Genomic DNA, 21966 nt, shown 5'->3' with positions numbered 1-21966 from the left:
GTTGGGCCTCAGCGGGCGCGGTGCACGAGCCGGCCCGCGAGGACCGTCGCCACGCAGGCGCGCGCCCCGCCCGCGCGGAGGGCCGCCTCGTCGGGCACGTCGAAGGCCGCGAGGTCCGCCCGGCCGCCCACGGTCAGCGGGGCGCCCACCGTGCGGGCCAGGTCGCCGCCCGCGGCGAAGGGGTCCAGGTCGGGCGGCCCCGGGGGCGCGGGCGGCGGCGGGAGCAGGACCAGTCCCGACCGGGAGACGGCCGTGCGCAGCACGGGGTCCGCCGCGTCCAGGGGGCCCGCCAGGTGGGTCGTGCCGTGGCGCAGCATCCGCTGGAGGCCGCGCCGGACGGAACCGGCCCGCCGGGCCGCGTCCATCGTGGCCGAGAGGCGCTCGAACTCCGCCCCCCACAGCGGGAGTTCGCCCAGCTCGGCGGACTCCCGGGGGTCGGGGTGGTAACAACCGGTGAGCAGTTCGGCGGGCCGGTCCTGGCGCAGTCCGGGCGTGAGGAGTCCGGGCCAGCGGCGGACCCGGGCGGCCGGGTGCGCGGCGGTGACCTCCTCGTAGGGGCCGAGGGCGGCGATCCGGTCGCCGTCCACCGCGACCGCGCCGTCCACGACGGCCGCCGCGCCCACCGGGAGGACCAGGGGCGCGGCGTGGATCGTCAGCACGGGCGAGGCCTCAGTTGGCGTTGAGGAGCTTCAGCTCCGGGTGGGCCGTACCGCCCTCGATCGCGGTCGAGGAGATGTGCGAGACGACGCGCTCGTCGACCGGGTCGTTCGCCGGGTCGTCGTGCACGACGAGGTGCTCGTACGTCGTGGCGCGCTGGGCGGGGACCCGGTCCGCCTTGCGGATCAGGTCGATGATCTCCAGCCGGTTGGAGCGGTGCTTGGCGCCGGCCGAGGAGACGACGTTCTCCTCCAGCATGATCGAGCCGAGGTCGTCCGCGCCGTAGTGCAGCGACAGCTGGCCGACCTCCTTGCCGGTGGTCAGCCAGGAGCCCTGGATGTGGGCGACGTTGTCGAGGAACAGCCGGGCGATGGCGATCATCCGCAGGTACTCGAAGAGGGTGGCCTGCGTGCGGCCCTTCAGCTTGTTGTTCTCCGGCTGGTAGGTGTACGGGATGAAGGCGCGGAAGCCGCCGGTGCGGTCCTGGACGTCCCGGATCATCCTCAGGTGCTCGATGCGTTCGGCGTTGGTCTCGCCGGTGCCCATCAGCATGGTGGAGGTGGACTCGACGCCGAGGCCGTGCGCGATCTCCATGATCTCCAGCCAGCGCTCGCCGGACTCCTTGAGCGGGGCGATCGCGGTGCGCGGCCTGGCCGGCAGCAGCTCGGCGCCGGCGCCGGCGAAGGAGTCGAGCCCGGCGGCGTGGATGCGGCTGATGGCCTCCTCGGCGGAGACCTTCGAGATCCGGGCCATGTGCTCGATCTCGGAGGCGCCCAGCGAGTGGATGACCAGCTGCGGGTAGGCCTTCTTGATCGCGGAGAAGTGCTCCTCGTAGTACTCCACGCCGAAGTCCGGGTGGTGGCCGCCCTGGAACATGATCTGGGTGCCGCCGAGCTCCACGGTCTCCGCGCAGCGGCGCAGGATGTCGTCGAGGTCGCGGGTCCAGCCCTTGGCGGTGTCCTTGGGCGGGGCGTAGAAGGCGCAGAACTTGCAGGCCGTCACGCACACGTTGGTGTAGTTGATGTTCCGCTCGATGATGTACGTCGCGATGTGCTCCGTACCGGCGTAGCGGCGGCGGCGTACGGCGTCGGCGGCGGCGCCCAGCGCGTGCAGGGGCGCGGACCGGTAGAGGTCGAGCGCCTCCTCCGGGGTGATCCGTCCGCCTTCGGCGGCTCGGTCGAGGACGGGCTGGAGGTCGGCCTTCTCGGTCACCGGGCTGTCACCTTTCGGCGGTTTTATCGACGTTCCTCGGACCGATCCAGCGTACGCCAGCCCTGCTCGCGGTCAGCCGCCGGACCTGGTGAGCTTCCCGTAGGGGAGGCCGGCGGCCCGTTCCTCCGAGCGGTAGTCCAGGGTGCCGTCGGCGGCCGGCCGGAAGACCACGTCGGCCTCGGTGGTGGTGCACAGGCCGGGGGTGCCGGGGCGGTCCGGGTCGGCGGCCTCGCGGATGTTCAGCTGCTGCGCGGTGCCGGAGGCGAGGGTGCCGACGCTGTTGCAGGTGACCGTGACGCCGAGCTGGGAGATGGTCGTGCTCATCCGGACGACCCGCTCGCCCTTCCTCCCCTCGGTGAAGACGGCGGTGAGGGTGCCGTGGGGCTGACCGGTCGTCCGCTCGGTGAGCGGTCCCTTCCAGGTGCCCAGGTACGCCTTCGGCAGCGCCCCGACCGGGGCCCCGCCCGCGTCGTCGGACTCGGCGGGCGTCGGCTTCGCGGAGGCGGGCGGCGAGGCGGAGCCCGACGGGGTCGCCGCGGCGTCGTTGCCCCGGTCGCGGTCGGCGTCGCCCGGGAAGAAGCCGTCGAGCAGGCCCGTGCCGAAGGTGACGACCGCGAGCGCGCCCGCCACCGCGAGGGCGACCGTGCAGCTGACCCGGCGACCGCGGCGCTCCCCGGAGTCCGGCCGGTTCTCGGCGCTGACGGTCAGGGAGAGGCGGGGGTCTCCGGCGCGCCGGCCGGGCAGTCCGCGCGCGCCGTCGCCGTCCTGGCGGTAGGTCCCGGCGTGCCGGGGCGGCGGGGGCACGGTGGAGGCGGGTTTCGCGCGTGGAGGCATCGGGGGCGGGGGCGGGGGCGGTGTCCCGTAGGTGTCGTCCTGCGGGTGCGGGGTGCCGTACGCGTCGTCCTGCGGATGCGGGATCCGGTAGGGGGCGTCCGCCGTCGCCTCCTGCGACGCCTCCTGCTGACGCGGCGTGCCGTACGGGGCTTCCTGTGCCGCTTCCTGCGGGCGGTGGGTCCCGTACGGCGCCTCCTGCGGGCCCGGGGCCGTGGGGCCGAACGGCCCGCCCCTGCCGGGCGCGGCCGTTCCCGGCAGCGCCCCCAGCGACGCGCTGCTGAACGGCACCGGCCCCGACTGGACCGGCGCGTCCTGCGGTTCGAGGTCCAGCAGCGCCACCGCGGACCGGCTCACCTCGCGCACCAGCCCGCCCGGCAGCCAGCCGCCCGCCACCATCGCCGCCGCCCCGCCCGGGGCGAGCACCCGGGCGAGATCGGCCGGGGCGGGCCGGGCCGCCGGGTCCTTGGCGAGGCAGCCCTCGACCACCTCGCGCACCTCGCCCTCCAGGTCGCCCAGTTCGGGTTCCTCGTGGACCACCTTGTAGAGGAGTACGGCGGAGGAGTCGCCCGGGAAGGGCGCCGCGCCCGTCGCCGCGTACGCGAGGACCGCGCCCAGCGAGAAGACGTCGGCCGCGCCGGAGACGTCCCCGCCCCGGATCTGCTCGGGCGCCATGTAGCCGGGCGAGCCGACCGAGACGCCGGTGGAGGTGAGCGAGACGGTCGCGCCGAGGGCGCGGGCGATGCCGAAGTCGATGAGGCGGGGCCCGTCGAGGGCGAGCAGCACGTTGGAGGGCTTCACGTCACGGTGGACGATGCCCTGCCCGTGGACGACGGCGAGGGCCTCGGCGAGCCCGGCCCCCAGGGTGCGCACCGCGTGCTCGGGCAGCGGGCCGTGCTCGGTGATCGCCTGGGAGAGCGGCGGCCCGGCGACGTACCCGGTGGCCACCCACGGCACCGGGGCGTCCGGGTCGGCGTCCAGGACCGGGGCGGTCCACTGGGCGCCGATGCGCCGGGCCGACTCCACCTCGCGCCGGAACCGGGCGCGGAACTGCTCGTCGAGGGCGAAGTGGGGGTGGACGACCTTGACCGCGACCGTGCGCCCGCCGGCGCTGCGGCCGAGATAGACCCGGCCCATTCCGCCCGCACCGAGCCTGCCGAGCAGCCGGTAGGAACCGATGGTGCGCGGTTCGCCCGCTTCCAGCGGCTGCATATGGACTCCCCCTGTGAACCCTGCGGACGATGAACCCGTGGACGGTAAACGCTGTGGACGGTCCGGACCCGGACCGAAGCCTAGGGGGCGCCAACGGCGCGGTCACCGGGAAACGGCCGGACCATTCCCCCTTCTCCGGTCAGGAGGGGACCTTTTCGCCCCGGGGAAAGGCGCGAATGCGTCGCCGCGCGGCCTCTCCCATTCCCTTTGCGCGTACGGAAAGGGAATTCCCTCCATTCGCCGGTTCAGCCGCCAGGTCACTCGGTCGGTCGCTCGGCCACTCGGCCGGCGGCCCGGTCGCTCGCCCGGTCGCTCGGTCCTCAGCCGCCGAGCAGCTCCACGTGGACGTCGGCGGGGTAACCGGTGTCCCGGCCCGTGCGGCGGGCGAACTCGCGGACGCCGGCCAACTGGTCCGGGCCGAAGCGGAAGTCGAGCGTCGTGAAGTACCGCTCCAGCACCTCCGCGTCGAAGGCCTCCCAGCGGGCCGCCTGCTCCGCGACCTTGGCGACCTCCTCGAGCGAGAGGTCCCGGGAGGCGAGGAACGCCTCGTGCACCTTGGCCGCCGTCTCGGGGTGCGCGGCCAGGAAGTCCTTGCGGGCGGCCCAGACGGCGAAGACGAACGGCAGCCCCGTCCACTCCTTCCACATCCGGCCCAGGTCGTGGACCTGGAGGCCCAGCCGGGGGGCGTCGTGCAGGTTGGCCCGCAGCGCGGCGTCGCCGATCAGCACGGCGGCGTCCGCCTCCTGCATCATCAGGCCCAGGTCGGGCGGGCAGGTGTAGTAGTCGGGCCGGACGCCGTAGCGCTCGGCCAGCAGCAGCTGCGCCAGCCGCACCGAGGTGCGGGAGGTCGAGCCGAGCGCCACCCGGGCCCGGTCGAGCTGCTCCAGCGGGAGCTGGGAGACGATCACGCAGGACATGACGGGCCCGTCGCAGCCGACCGCGATGTCGGGGAAGGCCACCAGGTCGTCCGCGTTGCGCAGGTACTCCACGAGGGTGACCGGACCGATGTCCAGGTCCCCCCTGATCAGCTGCTCGCTGAGCCGCTCCGGGGTGTCCTTGGAGAGCTCCAGGTCGAGCAGGGTTCCGGTCCGCGCCAGACCCCAGTAGAGGGGGAGGCAGTTCAGGAACTGGATGTGGCCGACGCGGGGCCGACTGCGACGGTCGTCGCCTTCACGGGGAGAGACGGTTGAATTGTCCACATCGCGAGGCTAGACCCGCGGCCGCCCGCGAGCATCACCGGGGCCCGCGCGCCCCGTCCCGCGCCGTGCCCGCACCCTGTGCGCGCCCCGTTCCGCGCCGCGGTCCGCACCCCCTTTCCGGGGCCTCCCGCCGGAGCCCGGGGAAGGCCGTCAAACATTCGGGTGAAGTGATCTTTCCCTCTACCGCTCGCCGGAGACCGCGTGCTAGGCTCGCCCGCAAGTTGCAGTTTGGTTTCCCTTGCAGTACAGAGCCTGCGGAGCATGTAACCCGCAGGCTTTTGTAGTTTTCAGACTTGTTTGCAGGTTCTGGAGCAGGGCAACCCTTTGGCCCAAGGAGGGCTTATGGCTACCGGAACCGTCAAGTGGTTCAACGCTGAAAAGGGCTTCGGCTTCATCGCCCAGGACGGCGGCGGCCCGGATGTCTTCGTTCACTACTCCGCGATCAACGCGTCCGGGTTCCGCTCCCTCGAGGAGAACCAGGTCGTGAACTTCGACGTCACTCAGGGACCCAAGGGTCCGCAGGCTGAGAACGTCACCCCGGCCTAGTTGCCCGGGTCGGTCGATCGCGGCCGTTCACTGTAGTACCCAAGGAGCCCTGCTCCCCGCCTCGGCGGGGAGCAGGGCTCCTGCCTGTGTCCGGCCGGATCCGTCAGGCCACGGCGGAGCGGGCCGCGACCGCGTCGGCCGGGTCCCAGCCGGCGCGCGGCACCGAGGCCAGCAGCAGCCGGGTGTAGGGGTCGCGGGGTGCGGCCAGCACCTCGGCGGTCGGGCCCTGTTCCACGGCCGTTCCCCGCCGCATCACCACCACCTCGTCGGTGATGTGCTGCACCACCGCCAGGTCGTGGCTGACGAAGACCAGGGCGACCCCGGTGTCCCGGCGGATCTCTTCGAGCAGGTGCAGGATCTGGGCCTGGATCGACACGTCGAGCGCCGCCACCGCCTCGTCCAGGACCAGCACCTTCGGGTCGACGGCGAGCGCCCGGGCGATGGCCAGGCGCTGCCGCTGCCCGCCGGAGAGCCCGTGCGGCAGGGCCTCGGCCTCGCGGGCGCCGAGGCCCACCCGGTCGAGCAGCCCGTCGGCCAGCTCCACCGGGCGGCCGTGCAGCCGCAGCGCCGTGGTCAGGCAGCGGCGGGCGGTGAGCCGGGGGTCGAGGGAGAGGTAGGGGTCCTGGAAGACCATCTGGATCTCCCGCGCCCGGGCCAGCCGGGCCGCCCTGCCGCGTGGGGCGGTGAGCCCCCGGGCCCGTCCCTCCACCCGGACCGTCCCGGCGTCCGGGCGGACCAGGCCCACCAGCATCCGGGCCACGGTCGTCTTGCCGGAGCCGGACTCCCCGACGATCCCGAGCGAGCCGCCCGCCGGGACGGTGAAACCGATGCCGTCGGCGGCGGTCAGGCGGCCCTTCCCGGGCAGCGGGTACGTCTTGCGGAGCCCCTCGACCGCGAGCAGCGGCGCGGGGTCCCGCCCCGGCGCTTCCTTTCCCGGGGAGAGCGTCATCGGCTGCCGTCCTTCGTCGTGGTCTGCGGTACGGGGAGGAGTTCGGGCAGTCGGCGGCAGGCGGCGGAGCCCGTACCGCCGTCCGCGAGGGCCACCGGCTCGGGGAGCCAGGTCGCGCACTCCGGTTCGGCGTCCGGGCAGCGCTCCGCGAAGGGGCAGCCCGCGAAGGCGTCGGCGAGCGACGGCGGCTTCCCGGGGATCGGGCGGATCTCCCGGTGGTCCTCCCCCAGCGTCGGCGAGCAGTCCAGCAGCCCCCGGGTGTAGGGGTGGCGGGGCCGCTCGAACAGGTCGCCGGCCGTCCGCTCCTCGACGACCCGGCCCGCGTACATCACGTACACGCGGTCGCAGTAGGCGGCGGCCAGGTGCAGGTCGTGGGTGATGAACAGCAGGCCGAGGCCGCGTTCGGCGCGCAGGGTGCGCAGGAGGGCGAGGATCTCCGCCTGGGTGGTGACGTCGAGGGCGCTGGTCGCCTCGTCGGCCAGCAGCAGCCGGGGCTCGGCGGCCAGCGCCCCGGCGATGACGACGCGTTGGAGCATCCCGCCGGAGAGTTCGTGCGGGCGCTGGCGGACCCGGCGCTCCGGTGCGTCGAGTCCGACGGCGGCCAGCAGTTCGACCGCGCGGTCCCGGGCGGTCGCTCCCCTCACCCCGGTCCCGGCGGCGGCGAGCCGCTCGACCAGGAAGTCGCCGATGCGGCGGACGGGGTTGAGGGCGGCCCGCGGGTCCTGGTGGACCAGGGCGACCGTCCGGGCCCGGTGGGCGCGCAACTCCTCGCCGCGCAGGGCGAGGACGTCGCGGCCCGCCACCCGTACGGACCCGTCGAGCGCCGTCCCGGTGGGGAGGGTGCGGAGGGCGGCCTTGGCGGTCGTGGACTTGCCGGACCCGGACTCGCCGACCAGGCCGACGACTTCGCCGCTCGCGACCCGCAGGGACACCTGGTCCAGGACGGGCCGGGCGGTGCCGGGGAGGCGGAGGGTGAGGCGGTCGATGTCGAGGAGCACGGTGTCACTTCCCGGTGCGGCGAGGGGGGCTGTGTCGTGTCCCGCTGCGGCGGATGGCATGGGCGACTACCTCCCGTTGGCGAGTCGGTCGGCTGCCCGGACCCCGACGACGTTGAAGGAGACGACCACCAGGGCGATGGCGACGCCGGGCACCAGGGCGGGCAGCAGCGCCCCCTGGACGACGGCGGCCTGTCCCTCCTGCACCATCAGCCCCCAGTCGGAGCTGGGCGGCTGGGCGCCGAAGCCGAGGTAGGAGAGCGTGGCCAGGGACATCAGGGCCTCGCCGAAGAGGACCACCAGGTAGCCGATGACGGAGCGGCCGAGGTTGGGGACGAGGTGGAAGGCGCAGATCCGCAGGCCGCCCATGCCCTGGACGCGGTAGGCGTCGATGTAGGGCTTGCGCCGCTCCCCGATGGCCACGGAGCGGGTGTACTTGGCGACGGTCGGCGTGTAGGCGAGGCCGAGCGCCAGCACGGAGGTGGTCGTTCCGGCGCCGAAGACCGCGATGATCAGCACGGTGAACAGCAGTCCCGGGAACGCGTACATGACGTCGGTGAGCCGGGAGACGACGGTGTCGGCCCAGCCGCCGCGCCAGGCCGCCAGGGTGCCGAGCGCGATGCCGAGCACGGCGGCGATGGCGAGCAGGAGCGCCGGGGCGACGAGGCTGGTCCGGGCCCCGTACAGCACCCGCGACAGCAGGTCCTGGCCGGAGGAGTCGGTGCCCAGGAGGTGGTCGCCGGTGGTCCCGGCCAGCGAGGCGGAGAGGTCGATGACGTCGGGGGCGTACGGGGCGAGCAGCGGCGCGAGGAGGGCGGCGAGCACCACCAGGCCGAGGACCGCGCCCGCGAGGACCGCCCCGTAGGGACGCCGCGCGGCCGGGATCTTCACCGGGGCCGTGGCCGGGGCCAGGGTGGGGGCGGTCATACGGCGGCCTCCTTCACGCGCGGGTCGAGCAGCGGGTGGACGAGGTCGACGAGGGTGGTGACCACGATGTAGCCGGTGACCATGAGCAGCAGGACCGCCTGGGCGACGGGGAAGTCGTGGGTGTTGATCGCGCCGACGAGCAGCGAGCCGATGCCGCTGATGCCGAACGCGGTCTCCACGACGACCGTGCCGGCGAGCATCCCGGCCATGACCAGACCGCACATGGTGACGATCGGGCCGAGCGCGTTGCGCAGGATGTGGCGGCGGACGATCTCGCGCTCGGGGATGCCGGAGGAGCGGGCGGCCTCCACGTGGTCGGCGGCCCCGGCGTCGGCCATCGCCTGCCGCGTGACCCGGCTGATGATGGCGAGCGCGCCGAGCGCCAGCGCCAGGGCGGGCAGGGTCAGATGGTGCAGGGTGCCGGTGAAGCCCTCGCCTCCCCCGGTGACGGGGAACCAGCCCAACTGGACGCCGAAGACGGCGGCGAGCGCGATGGCGGAGACGAACGAGGGGACCGAGGCCGCCAGGGTCGTGCCGCCGACCACGGCCGAGTCGACCCAGGTGCCGCGCCGGACGGCGGCGAGGACGCCCGCGCCGACGCCCAGGACGACGAAGAGGACGGTCGCGTACGCCACCAGGGCCAGGGTGGTCGGGAAGCGGGCGACGATCAGGTCGGCCACCTGGTCGCTGTACTTGAAGGAGCGGCCGAGGTCGAAGTGGAGGCAGTCGCCGAGCCAGCGGCCGTACTGCACGACGAGGGGTTCGTCGAGGTGGTACTGCGCCCGGACCAGCTCCAGCTTCTCGGGGGTGAGTTTGTCGCGGCCGCCGGCCAGGAAGACGGCGGGGTCGCCGGGGGCCGCGTAGACGGCGGCGAAGATGACGAAGGAGGCGGCGAGGAGGGTGGCCAGCAGTCCGGCCAGCCGCCGGGAGATCCGGGCGAGCATCGCGGTCAGCCCTTCTTGGCGCCGAGGTCGGCGGCCCAGGGGTAGTAGAGGTAGGCCATGGAGGCGGGCGGTCCGGTGAGCTTCTCGTCGAGGACGAGGACGGAGGGGACCTGGGCGACGGAGATCCAGACGGCGGCGTCGGTGAACTTCTTCTGGACCTCGGCGGCGAGCTTCGCGCGCTCGGCGTCGTCGAGGGTGGCGAGCGCCTTCTCGACGGTGGCGTCGTAGGCGGGGTCCGCGAAGCCGACCCAGTTGTTGGAGGAGCCGGTGAGCGCGTTGTCGTAGAAGCCGATCGGGTCGGCCTTGGAGATGTACCAGTCGCCGACCAGGACGTCGATCTCGCCGCGGATCTCCGGGTCGCTGTAGAACTGCTCGAACTGGGCGGTGGGCACGGTCTTGATCTGCCCGGTGAGCCCGATCCGCTGGAGGGCGGCCCGGACGGCGTTGGCGACGACGGTGCGGCCCTGGCTGGCGTCGGTGCCGATGACGATCGGGGTGGCCGGGTCGGCGCCGGATTCCTCGACCAGCTTCTTCGCGGCGGCGATGTCCTCGGCGTCGGGGCTCGCGGGCGCGACCGGGTCGGCGGCGCGCTGCGCGGCCTCGAAGACCGGCTTCTCGTAGCCCCAGGCGCCGGAGCCGACCGGGGTGGACCAGGGCTGGACCATCCCGCCGTAGCCGGAGGCGGCGATGCCCTTGCGGTCGAGTGCGAGGGAGAGCGCGCGGCGCACGGCCGGGTCCTTCAGTCCGCCGCGTGCGGTGGGGATGAGGACGAGGGAGGAGGTGGAGGGGCCGTAGTGCTGGGTGATGCCCTTCTTGCCGGCCAGGGCGGCGGCGGTGTTGGGCGATTCGGCGTACGCGCCGTCGGCGGCGCCGGTGGTGAGCGCGTTGACCAGGGCGCTGTCGGTGGCCCAGCGGAAGGTGACGCGCTTCGTCAGCGGCGCCTCGCCCCAGTAGCCGTCGTACCGCTCGATGGTGATGGAGTCGCCGGACTTCCACTTCGCCAGCCGGTAGGGGCCGGTGCAGGCGTCCGGCTGTCCGGGGGTGCCGAAGTCGCGGCCCGCCTTCTCGACCTGCTCCTTGTTCCAGACGATGCCCGCGTCCCCGGCGAGCGCCTTGAGGAAGAGGGCGTCGGGGGCCTTGAAGGTGAGGGTGATCTCGCGGTCGCCGGTCTTCCTGATGGCGGCGACGTTGGCGAACTCGTCGCCCTGCTCCATGTCCGGGTCGGCGTGCCGCCGGAGACTCCAGAGCACGTCGTCGGCGGTCATCGGGGTGCCGTCGTGGAAGGTGACGCCGGAGCGGAGCTTCAGGACGAGGGTGGTGTCGTCGGGGGTCTCGGCGCTCTCGGCGAGGAAGGGTTTCGTCGTCATGTCCGGCTGGAGCTGGTAGAGCCGCTCGCAGACGTTGGTGAGGACGACCCGGCCGGCGCTGGAGCCCTGGGTGTCCAGGTCGAGGGAGTCGGGTTCGTCCTCCAGGAGCCAGCGGGCCTCGGCGAGTTCGCCCTTGGCGGCGGCCGTGGTCGGGGTGAGGGTGAGCTGGGAGGCGTCGGCCGCCGCACCGCTGCCCGCGGGCTCGGTGGCCCCGCTGCATCCGGCGGCGAGCAGGGCCGCGGCGACGGCTGCGGCGACGGGGGCGGCACGGCGCGGGGCGCGTCGGGGAGCGGCGGCGGGCGGACGGGGGGTGCTGGGCGTGCGGTGGGTCATGGCTGGGTTCCTGTCGGTTCCGGGCCGCCGTGCGGGCCGTCGTAGAGGTTCCAGGGGAGGTGCTGGTACGCGCGGTCGCAGGGGGTTCCGGCGGTCACGTGGTAGTCGCCGGTGGTGAGGTCGGCGAGCGAGGAGACGAGGGTGGTCCAGTGCTCGACGGCCGGCCGGCGCGGGTCGGGGTGCGTGCACAGGGACTCGGGGTGGCCGAGGTGGTCGGACATCGCCCGGCGGATCAGCTCCCGCGACTCCCGGGGTCCGGTGGAGTGGCGCAGGGCGGCCAGGCCCTGTTCGGCGCGGGGGACGCGGACCAGGGAGTCGGAGGACATCGGGCGGTAGCCGGCGGCGGCGAGCGGGGCGGGGATGCCCGCCTGGTAGTGGTTGCCGTGCACCAGCAGGCCGTCGGTGGGATACATCCAGCCGTGTCCGGCGGGGGTGGTCTCCAGGTCGATGGCGAAGCCCTCGCGGCAGGTGAGCAGGGCGTTGCTGGCGATGTGGGCCCGGGTGCGGCAGAGCACGTCGAGGGCGTCGGCGATGTTGTCCTGGTCGAGGACGGTGCGCCGGACGACCGTCTGGGGCAGTCCGATCCGGTCGTCGAACCGGCCGCCGAGGCCGTTGGCGTTGAAGGCGATGCCGGCGGAGTTGGCGCCCTGGCGGCCGATCTGTCCGGCCTCCACCTGCATGATCAGGGTCGGCCTGGGCGGCTGGACGATCCGGATCATGACGACGGTGTCGGCGACGCCGGCCCGCCAGTCCCAGTTCTGCCCGGCGTAGACGTGGCCGTCGCCGCTGGCCGGGCCGTACGCGGCGAAGGAGGTGCAGCCCTCGGCGGGTTCCTCCTCGGCCGGTCGCTCCCCGGCCCCGTCGGCGGCGATCTCGGCGAAGGACTTGTCGTAGATGACCTCGCCGCGGGCGTTCAGCGCGAGGACGTCGAGCAGGCCGGTGCCCGCGCCGTCGGCGATGCCCCGCATCTCCTCCACGAGGTGGGGGGCGTAGGCGGTCACGGGCTCCAGCCAGCGGGCGGCGCGGGCGGTGACCTGGTCCCAGGTGAGTCCGGCGGATCGGCCGAACGCCTCCTCGTAGTAGCCGAGGGCGGCGTGCAGTCGGGGGCGGACGGCCTCGCCGTACTGGCGTCCGCGCTCCCGGGGGGAGCCGGAGATCTCGATGACGGGGAGGACCCGGGCGGCGGAATCCGTGGGCGGGGGTGCGGAATCCGTGGGGACGGGGGCGGATTCCGTGGGAAGGGGTGCCATTCTTCTCCTCGCGACGGAACGCTTCGGCGATCGGCGCACGGGAGCCGGCACGGTCCTGTAACGTCGATTTCAGAATGCGTTCCCTTTGGAACGTTCTGCCCAGGACAGTAACGCCGGTCACACGGAAGTCAATGCTTGTAATGGAAATTCCAGAGAACGAGACCGGAGTGACGCGGCTCCGTGCTGCCATTCGTGACCAATGGAGCGATCTGTCCGCTTCCGAGCGGGCCGTCGCCCAGTACCTGGTGAGCGCGCCGGTCGAGCAGCTCCTCTTCGCCAGCGCGCAGCAGCTCGGCGCGGCCAGCTCCACCAGCAACGCCACCGTCGTCCGGGCCCTCCAGCGCCTCGGGTACGCGGGCCTCCCGGCGCTCAAGCGGGAGCTGGCCAACGACTTCACCTCGGCCGTCGCCCCCGAGGTACGGCTCAAGCGGCGCATCGCCCACGTGGGCCAGGACCTGGACACCATCTGGACCGACGTCTTCGACGAGGCCCAGGAGCGCATCGACCAGGCCCGCCGGCTGACCGGCCCGGACTCCCTGAAGCGGGCGGTCGCCGTCCTCGCCGAGGCCCGCGAGGTCCTCGCCTACGGGGTCGCCGCCTCCGAACCGGGCGCGCGGCACCTGGCGTTGGCGCTCGGGCGGATCGGCCGCCGGGCCCGCGCCGTCTCGGAGACCGGGTTCGCGCTGGCGGACCAGCTGCTGGCGCTCGGGCAGGGCGACGCGGTGGTGATCTTCCAGCCGGGGCGGCGGCTGATGGAGCTGTCGGTCCTGATGGAGCGGGCCCGCTCGGTCGGGGCCAAGGTGGTCCTGGTGACGGACGAGCTGGGCGAGGCGTACGCGGACCGGGTCGAGGCGGTGCTCACCGCGCCGCACACGCCGACCGGGATAACGGCGGAGTCGCTGACCGGACTGCTGGTGGCCGACGCGCTGCTGCTGGCGCTGGCCACCCTGGACGAGGACCGGGCCGTCGGCTCCTCGCACCAGCTGACCGCCCTGCGCGAACAGCTGCTGGACCCGAAACGCCACGGCTGACCGAGCCCGGAGGACCCGCCCCGACGACGCTTGACCTTCACCCCGTGTGAAGGGGTGCAGTGGAGCCATCATGTTCACCATCGGAGACTTCGCCAGGTACGGGCGGGTGTCGCCCCGGATGCTGCGCCACTACGACGCCATCGGACTGCTGACCCCCGACCGCACCGACCCCGCCACCGGCTACCGCCGCTACGGCGCGGCCCAGCTCGCCCGGCTCAACCGGATCATCGCGCTCAAGGACCTCGGCTTCACGCTCCAGCAGGTGGGGGCGGTCCTGGACGAGCGGGTGGGCCCCGAGGAGCTGCGCGGCATGCTGCGGCTGCGCCGGGCCGAGCTGACGGAGGCGGTGGCGGCCGCGTCCGCGCGGCTGACCCGGGTCGAGGCGAGGCTCCGGTCGATCGAGAGCGAGGGGCACATGCCTGCCGACGACGTTGTGATCAAGACCCTTCCCGCGGTCCGGGTGGCCGAGCTGACCGGGACCGCCGCGAGCTACCAGCCCGAGGACATCGGGCCGGTCATCGGCCCGCTGTACGACCGGATGTTCCCGCTCCTGGAGGACGCCGGGCTCCGGCCCACCGGCCCCGGGATCGCCCGGTACGAGGACGCCCCCGAGGGCGGCGGCGCCATCGTCGTGCACGCGGGGGTGACGGTGTCCGCCCCGGTGGGCCCGGTCGGGGACACGGAGGTGCGGGTGGTGGAGCTGCCTCCCTTCGAGGCGGCCACGATCGTCCACCGGGGCGCGATGGACGACGTCCTGTCGACGACCCACACCCTGGCCCGCTGGCTGGACGCCAACGGCTACCGGTCCACCGGGTACAGCCGCGAGGTCACCCTGGAGTGCCCGCCGGACCGCGGGAGTTGGGTGACGGAGTTGCAGGAGCCGGTGGCGAGGGCCTGATCCGGCGCGTACGGGGAGGGGCGGCCCGCCCCTCCCCGTACGCGGGACCGCCCCCGGGCGCTACGCCCCCGCCCAGAGCCCGTCCTCGGTGAGCCCCAGCAGCTCGATCGCGTTGCCGCGGACGATCCGGTCGACGACGTCCGGGGCCAGGTGGCCCATCTGCTCCTCGCCGACCTCGCGGGAGCGGGGCCAGGTGGAGTCGGAGTGCGGGTAGTCCGTCTCGTAGAGCACGTTGCCGACGCCGATCGCGTCGAGGTTCTTCAGGCCGAAGGCGTCGTCGAAGAAGCAGCCGTAGACGTGCTCGGCGAACAGCTCGGACGGCGGCCGGTGGACCTTCTCGGCGACCCCGCCCCAGGCCCGGTTCTCCTCCCAGACCACGTCGGCGCGCTCCAGGATGTACGGGATCCAGCCGATCTGGCCCTCCGCGTACATGATCCTCAGGTTGGGGAAGCGCTCGAACTTGCCGCTCATCAGCCAGTCGACCATCGAGAAGCAGCAGTTGGCGAAGGTGATGGTGGAGCCGACGGCGGGCGGGGCGTCGGCGGAGGTGGACGGCATCCTCGACGAGGAACCGATGTGCATGGCGATGACGGTGCCCGTCTCGTCGCAGGCGGCCAGGAACGGATCCCAGTCGTCCGCATGTATGGACGGAAGCCCGAGATGGGGAGGTATCTCGGAGAATGCGACCGCGCGCACGCCCCGGGCCGCGTTGCGCCGGACCTCGGCGGCGGCGAGCTCCGCGTCCCACAGCGGGACGAGGGTGAGCGGGATGAGGCGGCCGTGCGCCTCGGGGCCGCACCACTCCTCCACCATCCAGTCGTTGTACGCGCGCACACCGAGGAGCCCGAGCTCGCGGTCGCTCGCCTCGGTGAAGGTCTGGCCGCAGAACCGCGGGAAGGTCGGGAAGCAGAGCGCGGACTGGACGTGGTTGACGTCCATGTCGGCGAGCCGCTCCGGTACCGAGAACGAGCCCGGCCGCATCTGCTCGTAGGTGATGATCTCCAGTTTGATCTCGTCCCTGTCGTAGCCGACGGCGGTGTCCAGGCGGGTGAGCGGACGGCGCAGGTCCTCGTACACCCACCAGTCGCCGACCGGCCCGTCATCGCCCTTGGCGCCCATCACGGGGGCGAACTTGCCGCCCAGGAAGGTCATTTCCTTCAGCGGTGCGCGGACGACGCGCGGGCCGGAGTCCGCGTACCTGGACGGGAGCCGGTCCCGCCAGACATGAGCGGGCTCCACCGTGTGGTCGTCCACCGAGATGATCTTCGGGAAGGTCTCCATGCGTTCCACGGTAGCGCCGATCTGACGAACCGTCAGCTACTGTGCGCGCATCGGCGAGGGGTACGGCACGGAGTACGGCCCGGGTCCCGGCGCACGGCACGGGGCGTGGCACGGTTCCCGAATCGTTGTCGAGGGCTTGTGCAGAGCGTCACCCACTGCTGACGAGTCCGCCCGAGACAAGGCAGACTGTTGAGCGCGATACCAGCGGTACCGCGCCATCCGGATGCATACCGCACTTCGACGCACGGGCGGACATACGGACGCGGGCAGCACCGGCAGGATCCGCAGACGAGCGGGACCGGCAGGCGAGCAGGACAGGGGGCATCAATGGACCGTGACAACGGGCCACGCGTGCGCGTACCGGAGCAGCGGACTCCTTCGATACCGGCTACGGCGGACGCCCTCAGGTTCACCGTGCTCGGCCCCGTACGGGCCTGGCGGGGTTCGGAGCTGCTCTCCTCCGGCTCGCCCCAGCAGCGGGCCCTGCTGACCGCGCTGCTGCTGCGCGAGGGCCGGACCGCCACCGCGGGCGAGCTGATCGACGCGTTCTGGGGCGAGGACCCGCCCTCGCAGGCGCTGGCCACGATCCGGACGTACGCCTCGCGGCTGCGCAAGATCCTGGGCCAGGACACCCTGGTGAGCGAGTCCGGCGGCTACGCGATCCGCACCGAGCGCTCGGCGCTCGACCTGACGCTGGCACAGGACCTGGCGGCCGAGGCGGAGAAGGCCCGCGCGGCCGGGGACCGCTGCCAGGCCCGCACGCTGATCAACAAGGTGCTGGGGCTGTGGGACGGCGAGGCGCTGGCCTCCGTACCCGGCCCGTACGCCGACAACCAGCGGACCCGGCTGGAGGAGTGGCGGCTCCAGCTCACCGAGACGCGGCTCGATCTGGACCTGGAGGTCGGCTGCCACGCGGAGGCCGTCTCCGAGCTGACCGCGCTCACCGCCGCGCACCCGCTGCGGGAGCGGCTGCGCGAGCTGCTGATGGTGGCGCTGTACCGCAGCGGCCGGCAGGCGGAGGCGCTCGCGGTGTACGCGGACACCCGCCGGCTCCTCGCGGAGGAGCTGGGCGTCGACCCGCGCCCCGAACTGGCCCAGCTCCAGCAGCGCATCCTGCGCGCCGACGAGGAGCTGGCCCGCCCGGCGGACGAGCCGGCCCCCGCGCCCGCGCCGCTGAAGCCGGCGCAGCTGCCCGCCACCGTGCCGGACTTCACCGGCCGGTCCGCGTTCGTGACCGAGCTGGGCAGCCGTCTCGCCACCGCCGAGGGCTCGGTGATGGCCGTCTCCGCGGTGGCCGGGATCGGCGGCGTCGGCAAGACGACGCTGGCCGTGCACGTCGCCCACCAGGCCCGCCGGCACTTCCCCGACGGGCAGCTCTACGTCGACCTCCAGGGCGCGGGGGCGCGGGCGGCCGAGCCGGAGACGGTCCTCGGCTCGTTCCTGCGGGCGCTCGGCACGGCGGACTCGGCGATCCCGGACACCCTGGACGAGCGGGCCGCGCTCTACCGCTCGACGCTGGACGGCCGCCGCATCCTGATCCTCCTCGACAACGCCCACGACGCCGCCCAGATCCGCCCGTTGCTGCCCGGTACGCCGGGGTGCGCGGCGCTGGTGACGAGCCGGGTGCGGATGGTGGACCTGGCCGGGGCGCATCTGGTGGACCTGGACCCGCACGTGGCGGAGGACCTCCTGGAGGCCCTGGTCGACACGAGCCTGGTGGAATCGGCCGCCCCGGGCCGCTACCGCTACCACGACCTGGTGCGCCTCTACGCGCGTGCGTGCGCCGAGCGGGACGAACAGCCGCCGGTGCGGCGGGAGCTGGCGCTGTCGCGGCTGCTGGACTTCTACCTGGCCACGGCCGCGGGGGTGTACGCGCTGGAGCGGCCGGGGGAGCGTGTCCTGGACCACTTCACGCCCACCGAGTACCCGGGCCTCACCTTCCCGGCGCGGGAGGCGGCGCTGGACTGGCTTTTCACCGAGTCGAGCGGGCTGCTGGCCTGCGCGCGCCAGTCGGCGGCCATCGGCATGCCGCAGCGGGCCGCCGATCTGCTCATGGCCGTGGTCGACCTGGGGGAATCGGGCGCGAACTCGCATCAGTTCGCGACCGCCGCCAAGGCGGTCAGCGAGGCGGCGAAGGCGGCGGGGGTGCCCCGGGCGGAGGCCCGGGCCCGGACGATGCTGTCGCATGTCCACAGCGTGTCGGGCCGGTTCGCCGAGGCCGAGGCCGAGGCGATGCGGGCACTGGACCTGGGACGGCTGGCGCAGGACGCGGTGTCGCAGGGGCAGGCGCCCAACCAGCGGGGCATCATCGCCCTCTACGAGAACCGGCACGACGACGCCGAAGCCCATCTGACGCAGGCCCTGACCGCTTTCCGGGCCGACGGCAACAAGCCCGGTGAGGCCGCCGCGCTGTGCAACCTCTCGCGGGTGCACCTCGCGACCGGCCGGACCGCCACCGCGGTGCGGCTGGCCGAGGAGGGCGTCGCCATCTACGACAGCGACGCCTCGGGGCTGGCGCTGCGGCTGGCCAACGGCAAGTACGCTCTCGGGCTGGCGCTGATCGGCAGCGGCCGGACCGACCCCGCCCGGCACGTGCTGCTGGAGGCTCTGCAGATATTCCGGGAGAGCCGGCAGCAGCTGTGGCACGGGATGACCCTCTTCCGGCTGTCCGAGCTCCACCTGACCGAGCAGGAGGGAGCCCAGGCCGCCGCCCACGCGGAACAGTCCCTGGTCGTGCTGCGCGGCATCGGCGGGGACTGGCGGCGGGCCAACGTCCTGACCGTCCTCGGGCGGGCCCTCACGGTGATAGGACAGACGGACCGGGCCCAGGTCTGCTGGGGCGAGGCCCTGACGGTCTTCGAGGAGCTGGGTTCGCCGGAGGCCGAGGCGGTGCGTCAGCTCCTCGACCCGGCAGGCGTGGGCTGACCGCCGCGGAGGCGTTCATCAATCGTTTATCGGCGCACTGCACCCTTCAGTCATCGATCCGTCGCGTCGGGGGGCAGACGGGTCGGCTCAGCGGCCCACCACTAAGGTGTACGGCCCTGGAGGGCCTGCCCGGCAGTCCACGGGGGAACAGCCGGGCGGGCCCCGCCCGATCATCACGTCATCACGATCAGGAGTTGAGCCAGATGGCCGCCAACAAGGACAACCTCAAGCCGCTGGACGCACACGCCACCGGCGAGGAGCTCACCACTCAGGACGCCCACGCGACCGGCGGAGTCCTGAAGCCGCAGGACGCGCACGCCACGTCCACGCCGGTGGCGAAGCCCAACGACGCCCACGCCACGGGCGAGCCGGCCAACTAGACCTTCCCGACGGGGATACGGGGGGAAGCGACCGGGGCGACGCCGAGGGGGAGCCGCCGCGGTCGCGGTACGGGGGAATGTGTGAGGGGCCCGGGTCGGGGGAAGCGCTCGGGCCCCTCCCGCATGTCCGGGACCGTGCCCGCAGGCCCCGCGGGCCATCCCGCCGGGAGGACCGCCCCAGCCGTCGTCACCCCGTCCGGTGCAGCCGGACAGCCGTTCCCCTAGGCCCGCCCCCGCAGCTCCCCCTTCACCACCTTGCCGCTCGCGTTGCGCGGCAGCTCCGCGACGAACTCCACCGCCCTCGGCACCTTGAAGTTCGCCATCTCGCGGCGGGACCAGGCGATCAGGTCGTCCGCGGTCAGCGTCGCGCCGCGGCGGCGGACCGCGTAGGCCTTGCCGACCTCGCCGAGCCTCGGGTCCGGGATGCCGACGACCGCGACGTCGGCCACGTCCGGGTGGAGGCCGAGGAGCTGCTCTATCTCGGCCGGGTAGGCGTTGAAGCCGCCCACGATGAACATGTCCTTGATCCGGTCCGTGATCCGCAGGTTCCCCGCCGCGTCCAGGACGCCCACGTCGCCGGTGCGGAGCCAGCCGTCCTCGGTCATCGTGGCGGCCGTCGTGTCCGGGTCCTCGAAGTAGCCGCCCATCACATGGAAGCCGCGCACCTGGACCTCGCCCGGAGCGCCCGGTTCCGCCAGGACGCGGAGCTCGGTCCCGGGGATGGCGCGGCCGGACGTGGTGGCCACGACCTCCGGCGCGTCGCCCCGGCGGCACATGGTGACGATGCCGCTCGCCTCCGAGAGGCCGTACGCGGTGAGGACCGTCGCGATGCGGAGTTCGTTGCGCAGGCGCTCCACCAGCCGGAGGGGGACCACCGCCGCTCCGGTGACGACCAGGCGGAGGGCCGAGAGGTCGTGGGCGTCGCGGGCCGGGTGGTCCAGCAGCGACTGGTGGAGGGTCGGCGGGCCGGGCAGGACCGAGATCCGCTCGGCCGCGATGTTCGCCAGCACCGTGTCCACGTTGAACACCGGCTGCGGCACCATCGTGGCCCCCCGCATCAGACAGGCGATGATCCCCGCCTTGTAGCCGAAGGTGTGGAAGAAGGGGTTCACGATGAGGTAGCGGTCGCCCTCGCGCAGGCCCGCCAGGTCACTCCAGATCCCGTAGGCACGGAGCGTCTGGGCGTGCGTGATCACCGCGCCCTTGGGAGCGCCCGTGGTGCCGGAGGTGTAGATGATGTCGGAGGGGTCCGAGGGCGCGATGGCCGCCGCCCGCTCCCGTACGGCGGACGGCAAGACGCCCTCCCCCGCCGCCAGGAAGTCCGGCCAGCTCGTGTAGTCCTCGGGGGCCGTGTCCGCGAGGACCACCACCCGCTCCAGGTCCGGCAGCCGCACCTCCGCCCGCCGCAGCGACGCCACGTACGAGGTGCCCAGGAACGTGCCGGTGACGAACAGCAGTCTGGCCCGGCTGCGCCGCAGGACGTACGCCGCCTCCGTGCCCTTGAAGCGGGTGTTCAGCGGGACCAGCACCGCGCCGGCCGTCACCGCCCCGAGCGCGGAGATGATCCAGTCCGGGGTGTTCGGCGCCCAGATCGCCACCCGGTCCCCCGGCTCCACACCGGAGGCGAGGCACGCGGCGGCGGCCCGCTCCACCCGCTCGCCGAGTTCGGCGTACGAGAGCCGGGTACGGCCGTCGGCCACCGCCTCCGCGGAGCCGTACCGCCGCGCCGCCGCTCGTACCAGCTCCGGGATGCTGCCCCACTCCTCGTCGCCCCGCATCACGTGCCCGCCCTCCTGCCGCCGCACTAGCTGACTATCCGTCAGATTAGCGGTAGCCTCTGCCGCTGTCAGCAGGAGCGACGGTGCGGGAGGTCAGCGGATGGCAACGCTCAAGGACGCGACGGCGATAGCCGGGATCGGGCAGACGGCGTTCGCGAAACGGCTCCCCGAGTCGGAGAAGACCCTCGCCTGCCGAGCGATCCTGGCGGCCCTCGACGACGCGGGCATCGCCCCGTCGGAGGTGGACGGATTCGCCTCGTACACCATGGAGGAGACCGACGAGGTCGAGGTCGCCAAGGCGATCGGGGCCGGGGACGTCACCTTCTTCAGCAAGGTGGGGTACGGGGGCGGGGGCTCCTGCGCCACGCTCGCCCACCTCGCCGCCGCCGTCGCGACCGGACAGGCGAGCGTCGGCGTCGCCTGGCGGTCGCGCAAGCGCGGCTCCGGCCCCCGCCCCTGGAAGAACACCGCCGTCCAGCTCCCCACGCCCGCCCAGTGGACCCGCCCCTACGGGCTGCTGCGGCCCGCCGACGAGATCGGCATGCTGGCCCGCCGCTACCTGCACGAGTACGGGGCCACCCGCGACCACCTCTTCAACGTGGCGCTCGCCTGCCGCAACCGGGCCAACCAGAACCCGGCCGCGATCATGTACGACCATCCGCTGACCCGCGAGATGTACATGACCTCCCGCTGGATCAGCGAACCCCTGTGCCTCTTCGACAACTGCCTGGAGACCGACGGCGCGCTGGCCTGCGTGATCGTCTCCGCCGAGCGCGCCCGCGACTGCCGGCACAAGCCCGTCTATCTCCACTCCGTCGCCCAGGGGCTGCCCGCCCAGCACCACGGGATGGTCAACTACTGGAACGACGACCCGCTGACCGGCCCCGCCTGGACGGCCGCCCGGCAGCTCTGGAAACAGGCCGACTTCGGGCCCGAGGACGTCGATGTGGCCCAGATCTACGACGCCTTCACCCCGCTCGTCCCGCTCTCCCTGGAGGGCTACGGCTTCTGCGGGCGCGGCGAGGGCGGGGCGTTCACCGAGGGCGGGGCCCTGGAGATCGGCGGGCGGCTCCCGGTCAACACCGGTGGCGGGGGGCTGAGCGAGGCGTACGTCCACGGCTTCAATCTCATCACCGAGGGCGTGAAGCAACTGCGCGGCACCTCCACCGCCCAGGTGCCCGACGCCGCGACCTGCCTGGTCACCGCCGGCGAGGGCGTTCCGACGTCGGCCGTACTGCTGAGGAGTTGAGG

Annotated in this window: 18 protein-coding genes; 6 read left to right on the top strand and 12 right to left on the bottom strand. The window is 73.4% G+C overall.

Translation table 11 applies throughout. The features are described 5' to 3' along the window. Nucleotides 1–8 precede the first annotated feature (8 nt). From DTB53_RS16265 to DTB53_RS16250, 4 genes are all read right to left on the bottom strand, one after another. A complete protein-coding gene (locus DTB53_RS16265; protein WP_012379569.1) occupies nucleotides 9–659 on the bottom strand; it encodes an imidazolonepropionase-like domain-containing protein in 651 nt (216 codons plus the stop codon). 10 nt (nucleotides 660–669) lie between these two features. Continuing rightward, the gene (gene mqnC / locus DTB53_RS16260) at nucleotides 670–1869 is read right to left on the bottom strand and encodes a cyclic dehypoxanthinyl futalosine synthase (protein ID WP_003967099.1); all 1200 of its coding nucleotides are present in this window, start codon (nucleotides 1867–1869) and stop codon (nucleotides 670–672) included. A gap of 72 nt (nucleotides 1870–1941) precedes the next feature. Then, a complete protein-coding gene (locus DTB53_RS16255) occupies nucleotides 1942–3912 on the bottom strand; it encodes a serine/threonine-protein kinase (protein ID WP_012379570.1) in 1971 nt (656 codons plus the stop codon). Between the two features lie 320 nt (nucleotides 3913–4232). Then, a complete protein-coding gene (locus tag DTB53_RS16250) occupies nucleotides 4233–5111 on the bottom strand; it encodes a menaquinone biosynthetic enzyme MqnA/MqnD family protein (RefSeq protein WP_012379571.1) in 879 nt (292 codons plus the stop codon). Nucleotides 5112–5453: 342 nt separating this feature from the next. Here DTB53_RS16250 and DTB53_RS16245 point away from each other — a divergent pair, with 342 nt between their 5' ends. Further along, on the top strand, nucleotides 5454–5657 hold the full coding sequence (locus tag DTB53_RS16245; protein ID WP_003967102.1) for a cold-shock protein: 204 nt from the start codon (nucleotides 5454–5456) through the stop codon (nucleotides 5655–5657). A gap of 103 nt (nucleotides 5658–5760) precedes the next feature. Here the strand turns inward: DTB53_RS16245 and DTB53_RS16240 are convergent, their stop codons facing one another. The 6 genes from DTB53_RS16240 to DTB53_RS16215 are packed head-to-tail and all read right to left on the bottom strand — an operon-like array spanning nucleotide 5761 to nucleotide 12422. Further along, nucleotides 5761–6606, bottom strand: a complete 846-nt coding sequence (locus DTB53_RS16240) for an ABC transporter ATP-binding protein (RefSeq protein ID WP_012379572.1) — start codon at nucleotides 6604–6606, stop codon at nucleotides 5761–5763. Further along, entirely contained in the window at nucleotides 6603–7664 is a 1062-nt protein-coding gene (locus tag DTB53_RS16235; RefSeq protein ID WP_012379573.1) for an ABC transporter ATP-binding protein, read from the bottom strand. The genes DTB53_RS16240 and DTB53_RS16235 overlap by 4 nt, the downstream gene beginning before the upstream one ends. 6 nt (nucleotides 7665–7670) lie before the next feature. Continuing rightward, entirely contained in the window at nucleotides 7671–8528 is an 858-nt protein-coding gene (locus DTB53_RS16230) for an ABC transporter permease (RefSeq protein WP_012379574.1), read from the bottom strand. After that, nucleotides 8525–9472 (bottom strand): ABC transporter permease, encoded by a 948-nt coding sequence (locus tag DTB53_RS16225; RefSeq protein ID WP_003967106.1) that lies wholly within the window; start codon nucleotides 9470–9472, stop codon nucleotides 8525–8527. Before DTB53_RS16225 ends, DTB53_RS16230 begins: the two co-directional genes overlap by 4 nt. A 5-nt stretch (nucleotides 9473–9477) precedes the next feature. Continuing rightward, nucleotides 9478–11172, bottom strand: a complete 1695-nt coding sequence (locus DTB53_RS16220) for an ABC transporter substrate-binding protein (RefSeq protein ID WP_012379575.1) — start codon at nucleotides 11170–11172, stop codon at nucleotides 9478–9480. Then, the gene (locus DTB53_RS16215; RefSeq protein ID WP_012379576.1) at nucleotides 11169–12422 is read right to left on the bottom strand and encodes a C45 family autoproteolytic acyltransferase/hydrolase; all 1254 of its coding nucleotides are present in this window, start codon (nucleotides 12420–12422) and stop codon (nucleotides 11169–11171) included. Before DTB53_RS16215 ends, DTB53_RS16220 begins: the two co-directional genes overlap by 4 nt. A gap of 131 nt (nucleotides 12423–12553) precedes the next feature. Between DTB53_RS16215 and DTB53_RS16210 the strand changes: the two genes are divergently transcribed. Together DTB53_RS16210 and DTB53_RS16205 are read left to right on the top strand one after the other, a co-directional pair. Continuing rightward, complete coding sequence (locus DTB53_RS16210) at nucleotides 12554–13453, top strand: MurR/RpiR family transcriptional regulator (protein ID WP_003967109.1); 900 nt, start codon at nucleotides 12554–12556, stop codon at nucleotides 13451–13453. 70 nt (nucleotides 13454–13523) lie between these two features. Then, nucleotides 13524–14351 (top strand): MerR family transcriptional regulator, encoded by an 828-nt coding sequence (locus tag DTB53_RS16205; RefSeq protein ID WP_042496427.1) that lies wholly within the window; start codon nucleotides 13524–13526, stop codon nucleotides 14349–14351. A gap of 60 nt (nucleotides 14352–14411) precedes the next feature. Here DTB53_RS16205 and DTB53_RS16200 read toward each other — a convergent pair whose 3' ends face one another. Then, the gene (locus DTB53_RS16200; protein ID WP_042496430.1) at nucleotides 14412–15632 is read right to left on the bottom strand and encodes an amidohydrolase family protein; all 1221 of its coding nucleotides are present in this window, start codon (nucleotides 15630–15632) and stop codon (nucleotides 14412–14414) included. A gap of 327 nt (nucleotides 15633–15959) precedes the next feature. Between DTB53_RS16200 and DTB53_RS16195 the strand changes: the two genes are divergently transcribed. Both DTB53_RS16195 and DTB53_RS36860 read left to right on the top strand, forming a co-directional pair. Further along, entirely contained in the window at nucleotides 15960–18557 is a 2598-nt protein-coding gene (locus DTB53_RS16195) for an AfsR/SARP family transcriptional regulator (RefSeq protein WP_075025231.1), read from the top strand. Nucleotides 18558–18760: 203 nt separating this feature from the next. After that, nucleotides 18761–18937 carry a hypothetical protein gene (locus DTB53_RS36860; RefSeq protein ID WP_003967113.1) on the top strand — a complete coding sequence of 59 codons (177 nt, stop codon included), beginning with the start codon at nucleotides 18761–18763 and terminating at the stop codon, nucleotides 18935–18937. A gap of 221 nt (nucleotides 18938–19158) precedes the next feature. Here the strand turns inward: DTB53_RS36860 and DTB53_RS16190 are convergent, their stop codons facing one another. Continuing rightward, a complete protein-coding gene (locus DTB53_RS16190; protein WP_012379581.1) occupies nucleotides 19159–20715 on the bottom strand; it encodes a FadD3 family acyl-CoA ligase in 1557 nt (518 codons plus the stop codon). Between the two features lie 100 nt (nucleotides 20716–20815). On the opposite strand from DTB53_RS16190, the gene DTB53_RS16185 reads away from it, so the two are divergent. Further along, entirely contained in the window at nucleotides 20816–21964 is a 1149-nt protein-coding gene (locus DTB53_RS16185; RefSeq protein ID WP_012379582.1) for a lipid-transfer protein, read from the top strand. Nucleotides 21965–21966: the final 2 nt, after the last annotated feature.

The sequence above is a fragment of the Streptomyces griseus genome (assembly GCF_900460065.1).
In the GTDB taxonomy this organism is placed as follows: domain Bacteria; phylum Actinomycetota; class Actinomycetes; order Streptomycetales; family Streptomycetaceae; genus Streptomyces; species Streptomyces griseus.
The sequence above is the reverse complement of the archived record's forward strand: the minus strand, read 5'-3'. Positions and strand labels throughout refer to the sequence as shown.

Bases quoted from the DNA above. Each gene is read 5' to 3' on its own strand.
- DTB53_RS16255 (WP_012379570.1), bottom strand. From the start codon at position 3,912: ATGCAGCCGCTGGAAGCGGGCGAACCGCGCACCATCGGTTCCTACCGG.
- DTB53_RS16245 (WP_003967102.1), top strand. From the start codon at position 5,454: ATGGCTACCGGAACCGTCAAGTGGTTCAACGCTGAAAAGGGCTTCGGC.
- DTB53_RS16240 (WP_012379572.1), bottom strand. From the start codon at position 6,606: ATGACGCTCTCCCCGGGAAAGGAAGCGCCGGGGCGGGACCCCGCGCCG.
- DTB53_RS16235 (WP_012379573.1), bottom strand. From the start codon at position 7,664: ATGCCATCCGCCGCAGCGGGACACGACACAGCCCCCCTCGCCGCACCG.
- DTB53_RS16230 (WP_012379574.1), bottom strand. From the start codon at position 8,528: ATGACCGCCCCCACCCTGGCCCCGGCCACGGCCCCGGTGAAGATCCCG.
- DTB53_RS16225 (WP_003967106.1), bottom strand. From the start codon at position 9,472: ATGCTCGCCCGGATCTCCCGGCGGCTGGCCGGACTGCTGGCCACCCTC.
- DTB53_RS16220 (WP_012379575.1), bottom strand. From the start codon at position 11,172: ATGACCCACCGCACGCCCAGCACCCCCCGTCCGCCCGCCGCCGCTCCC.
- DTB53_RS16215 (WP_012379576.1), bottom strand. From the start codon at position 12,422: ATGGCACCCCTTCCCACGGAATCCGCCCCCGTCCCCACGGATTCCGCA.
- DTB53_RS16210 (WP_003967109.1), top strand. From the start codon at position 12,554: ATGCTTGTAATGGAAATTCCAGAGAACGAGACCGGAGTGACGCGGCTC.
- DTB53_RS16205 (WP_042496427.1), top strand. From the start codon at position 13,524: ATGTTCACCATCGGAGACTTCGCCAGGTACGGGCGGGTGTCGCCCCGG.
- DTB53_RS16200 (WP_042496430.1), bottom strand. From the start codon at position 15,632: ATGGAGACCTTCCCGAAGATCATCTCGGTGGACGACCACACGGTGGAG.
- DTB53_RS16195 (WP_075025231.1), top strand. From the start codon at position 15,960: ATGGACCGTGACAACGGGCCACGCGTGCGCGTACCGGAGCAGCGGACT.
- DTB53_RS36860 (WP_003967113.1), top strand. From the start codon at position 18,761: ATGGCCGCCAACAAGGACAACCTCAAGCCGCTGGACGCACACGCCACC.
- DTB53_RS16190 (WP_012379581.1), bottom strand. From the start codon at position 20,715: ATGCGGGGCGACGAGGAGTGGGGCAGCATCCCGGAGCTGGTACGAGCG.
- DTB53_RS16185 (WP_012379582.1), top strand. From the start codon at position 20,816: ATGGCAACGCTCAAGGACGCGACGGCGATAGCCGGGATCGGGCAGACG.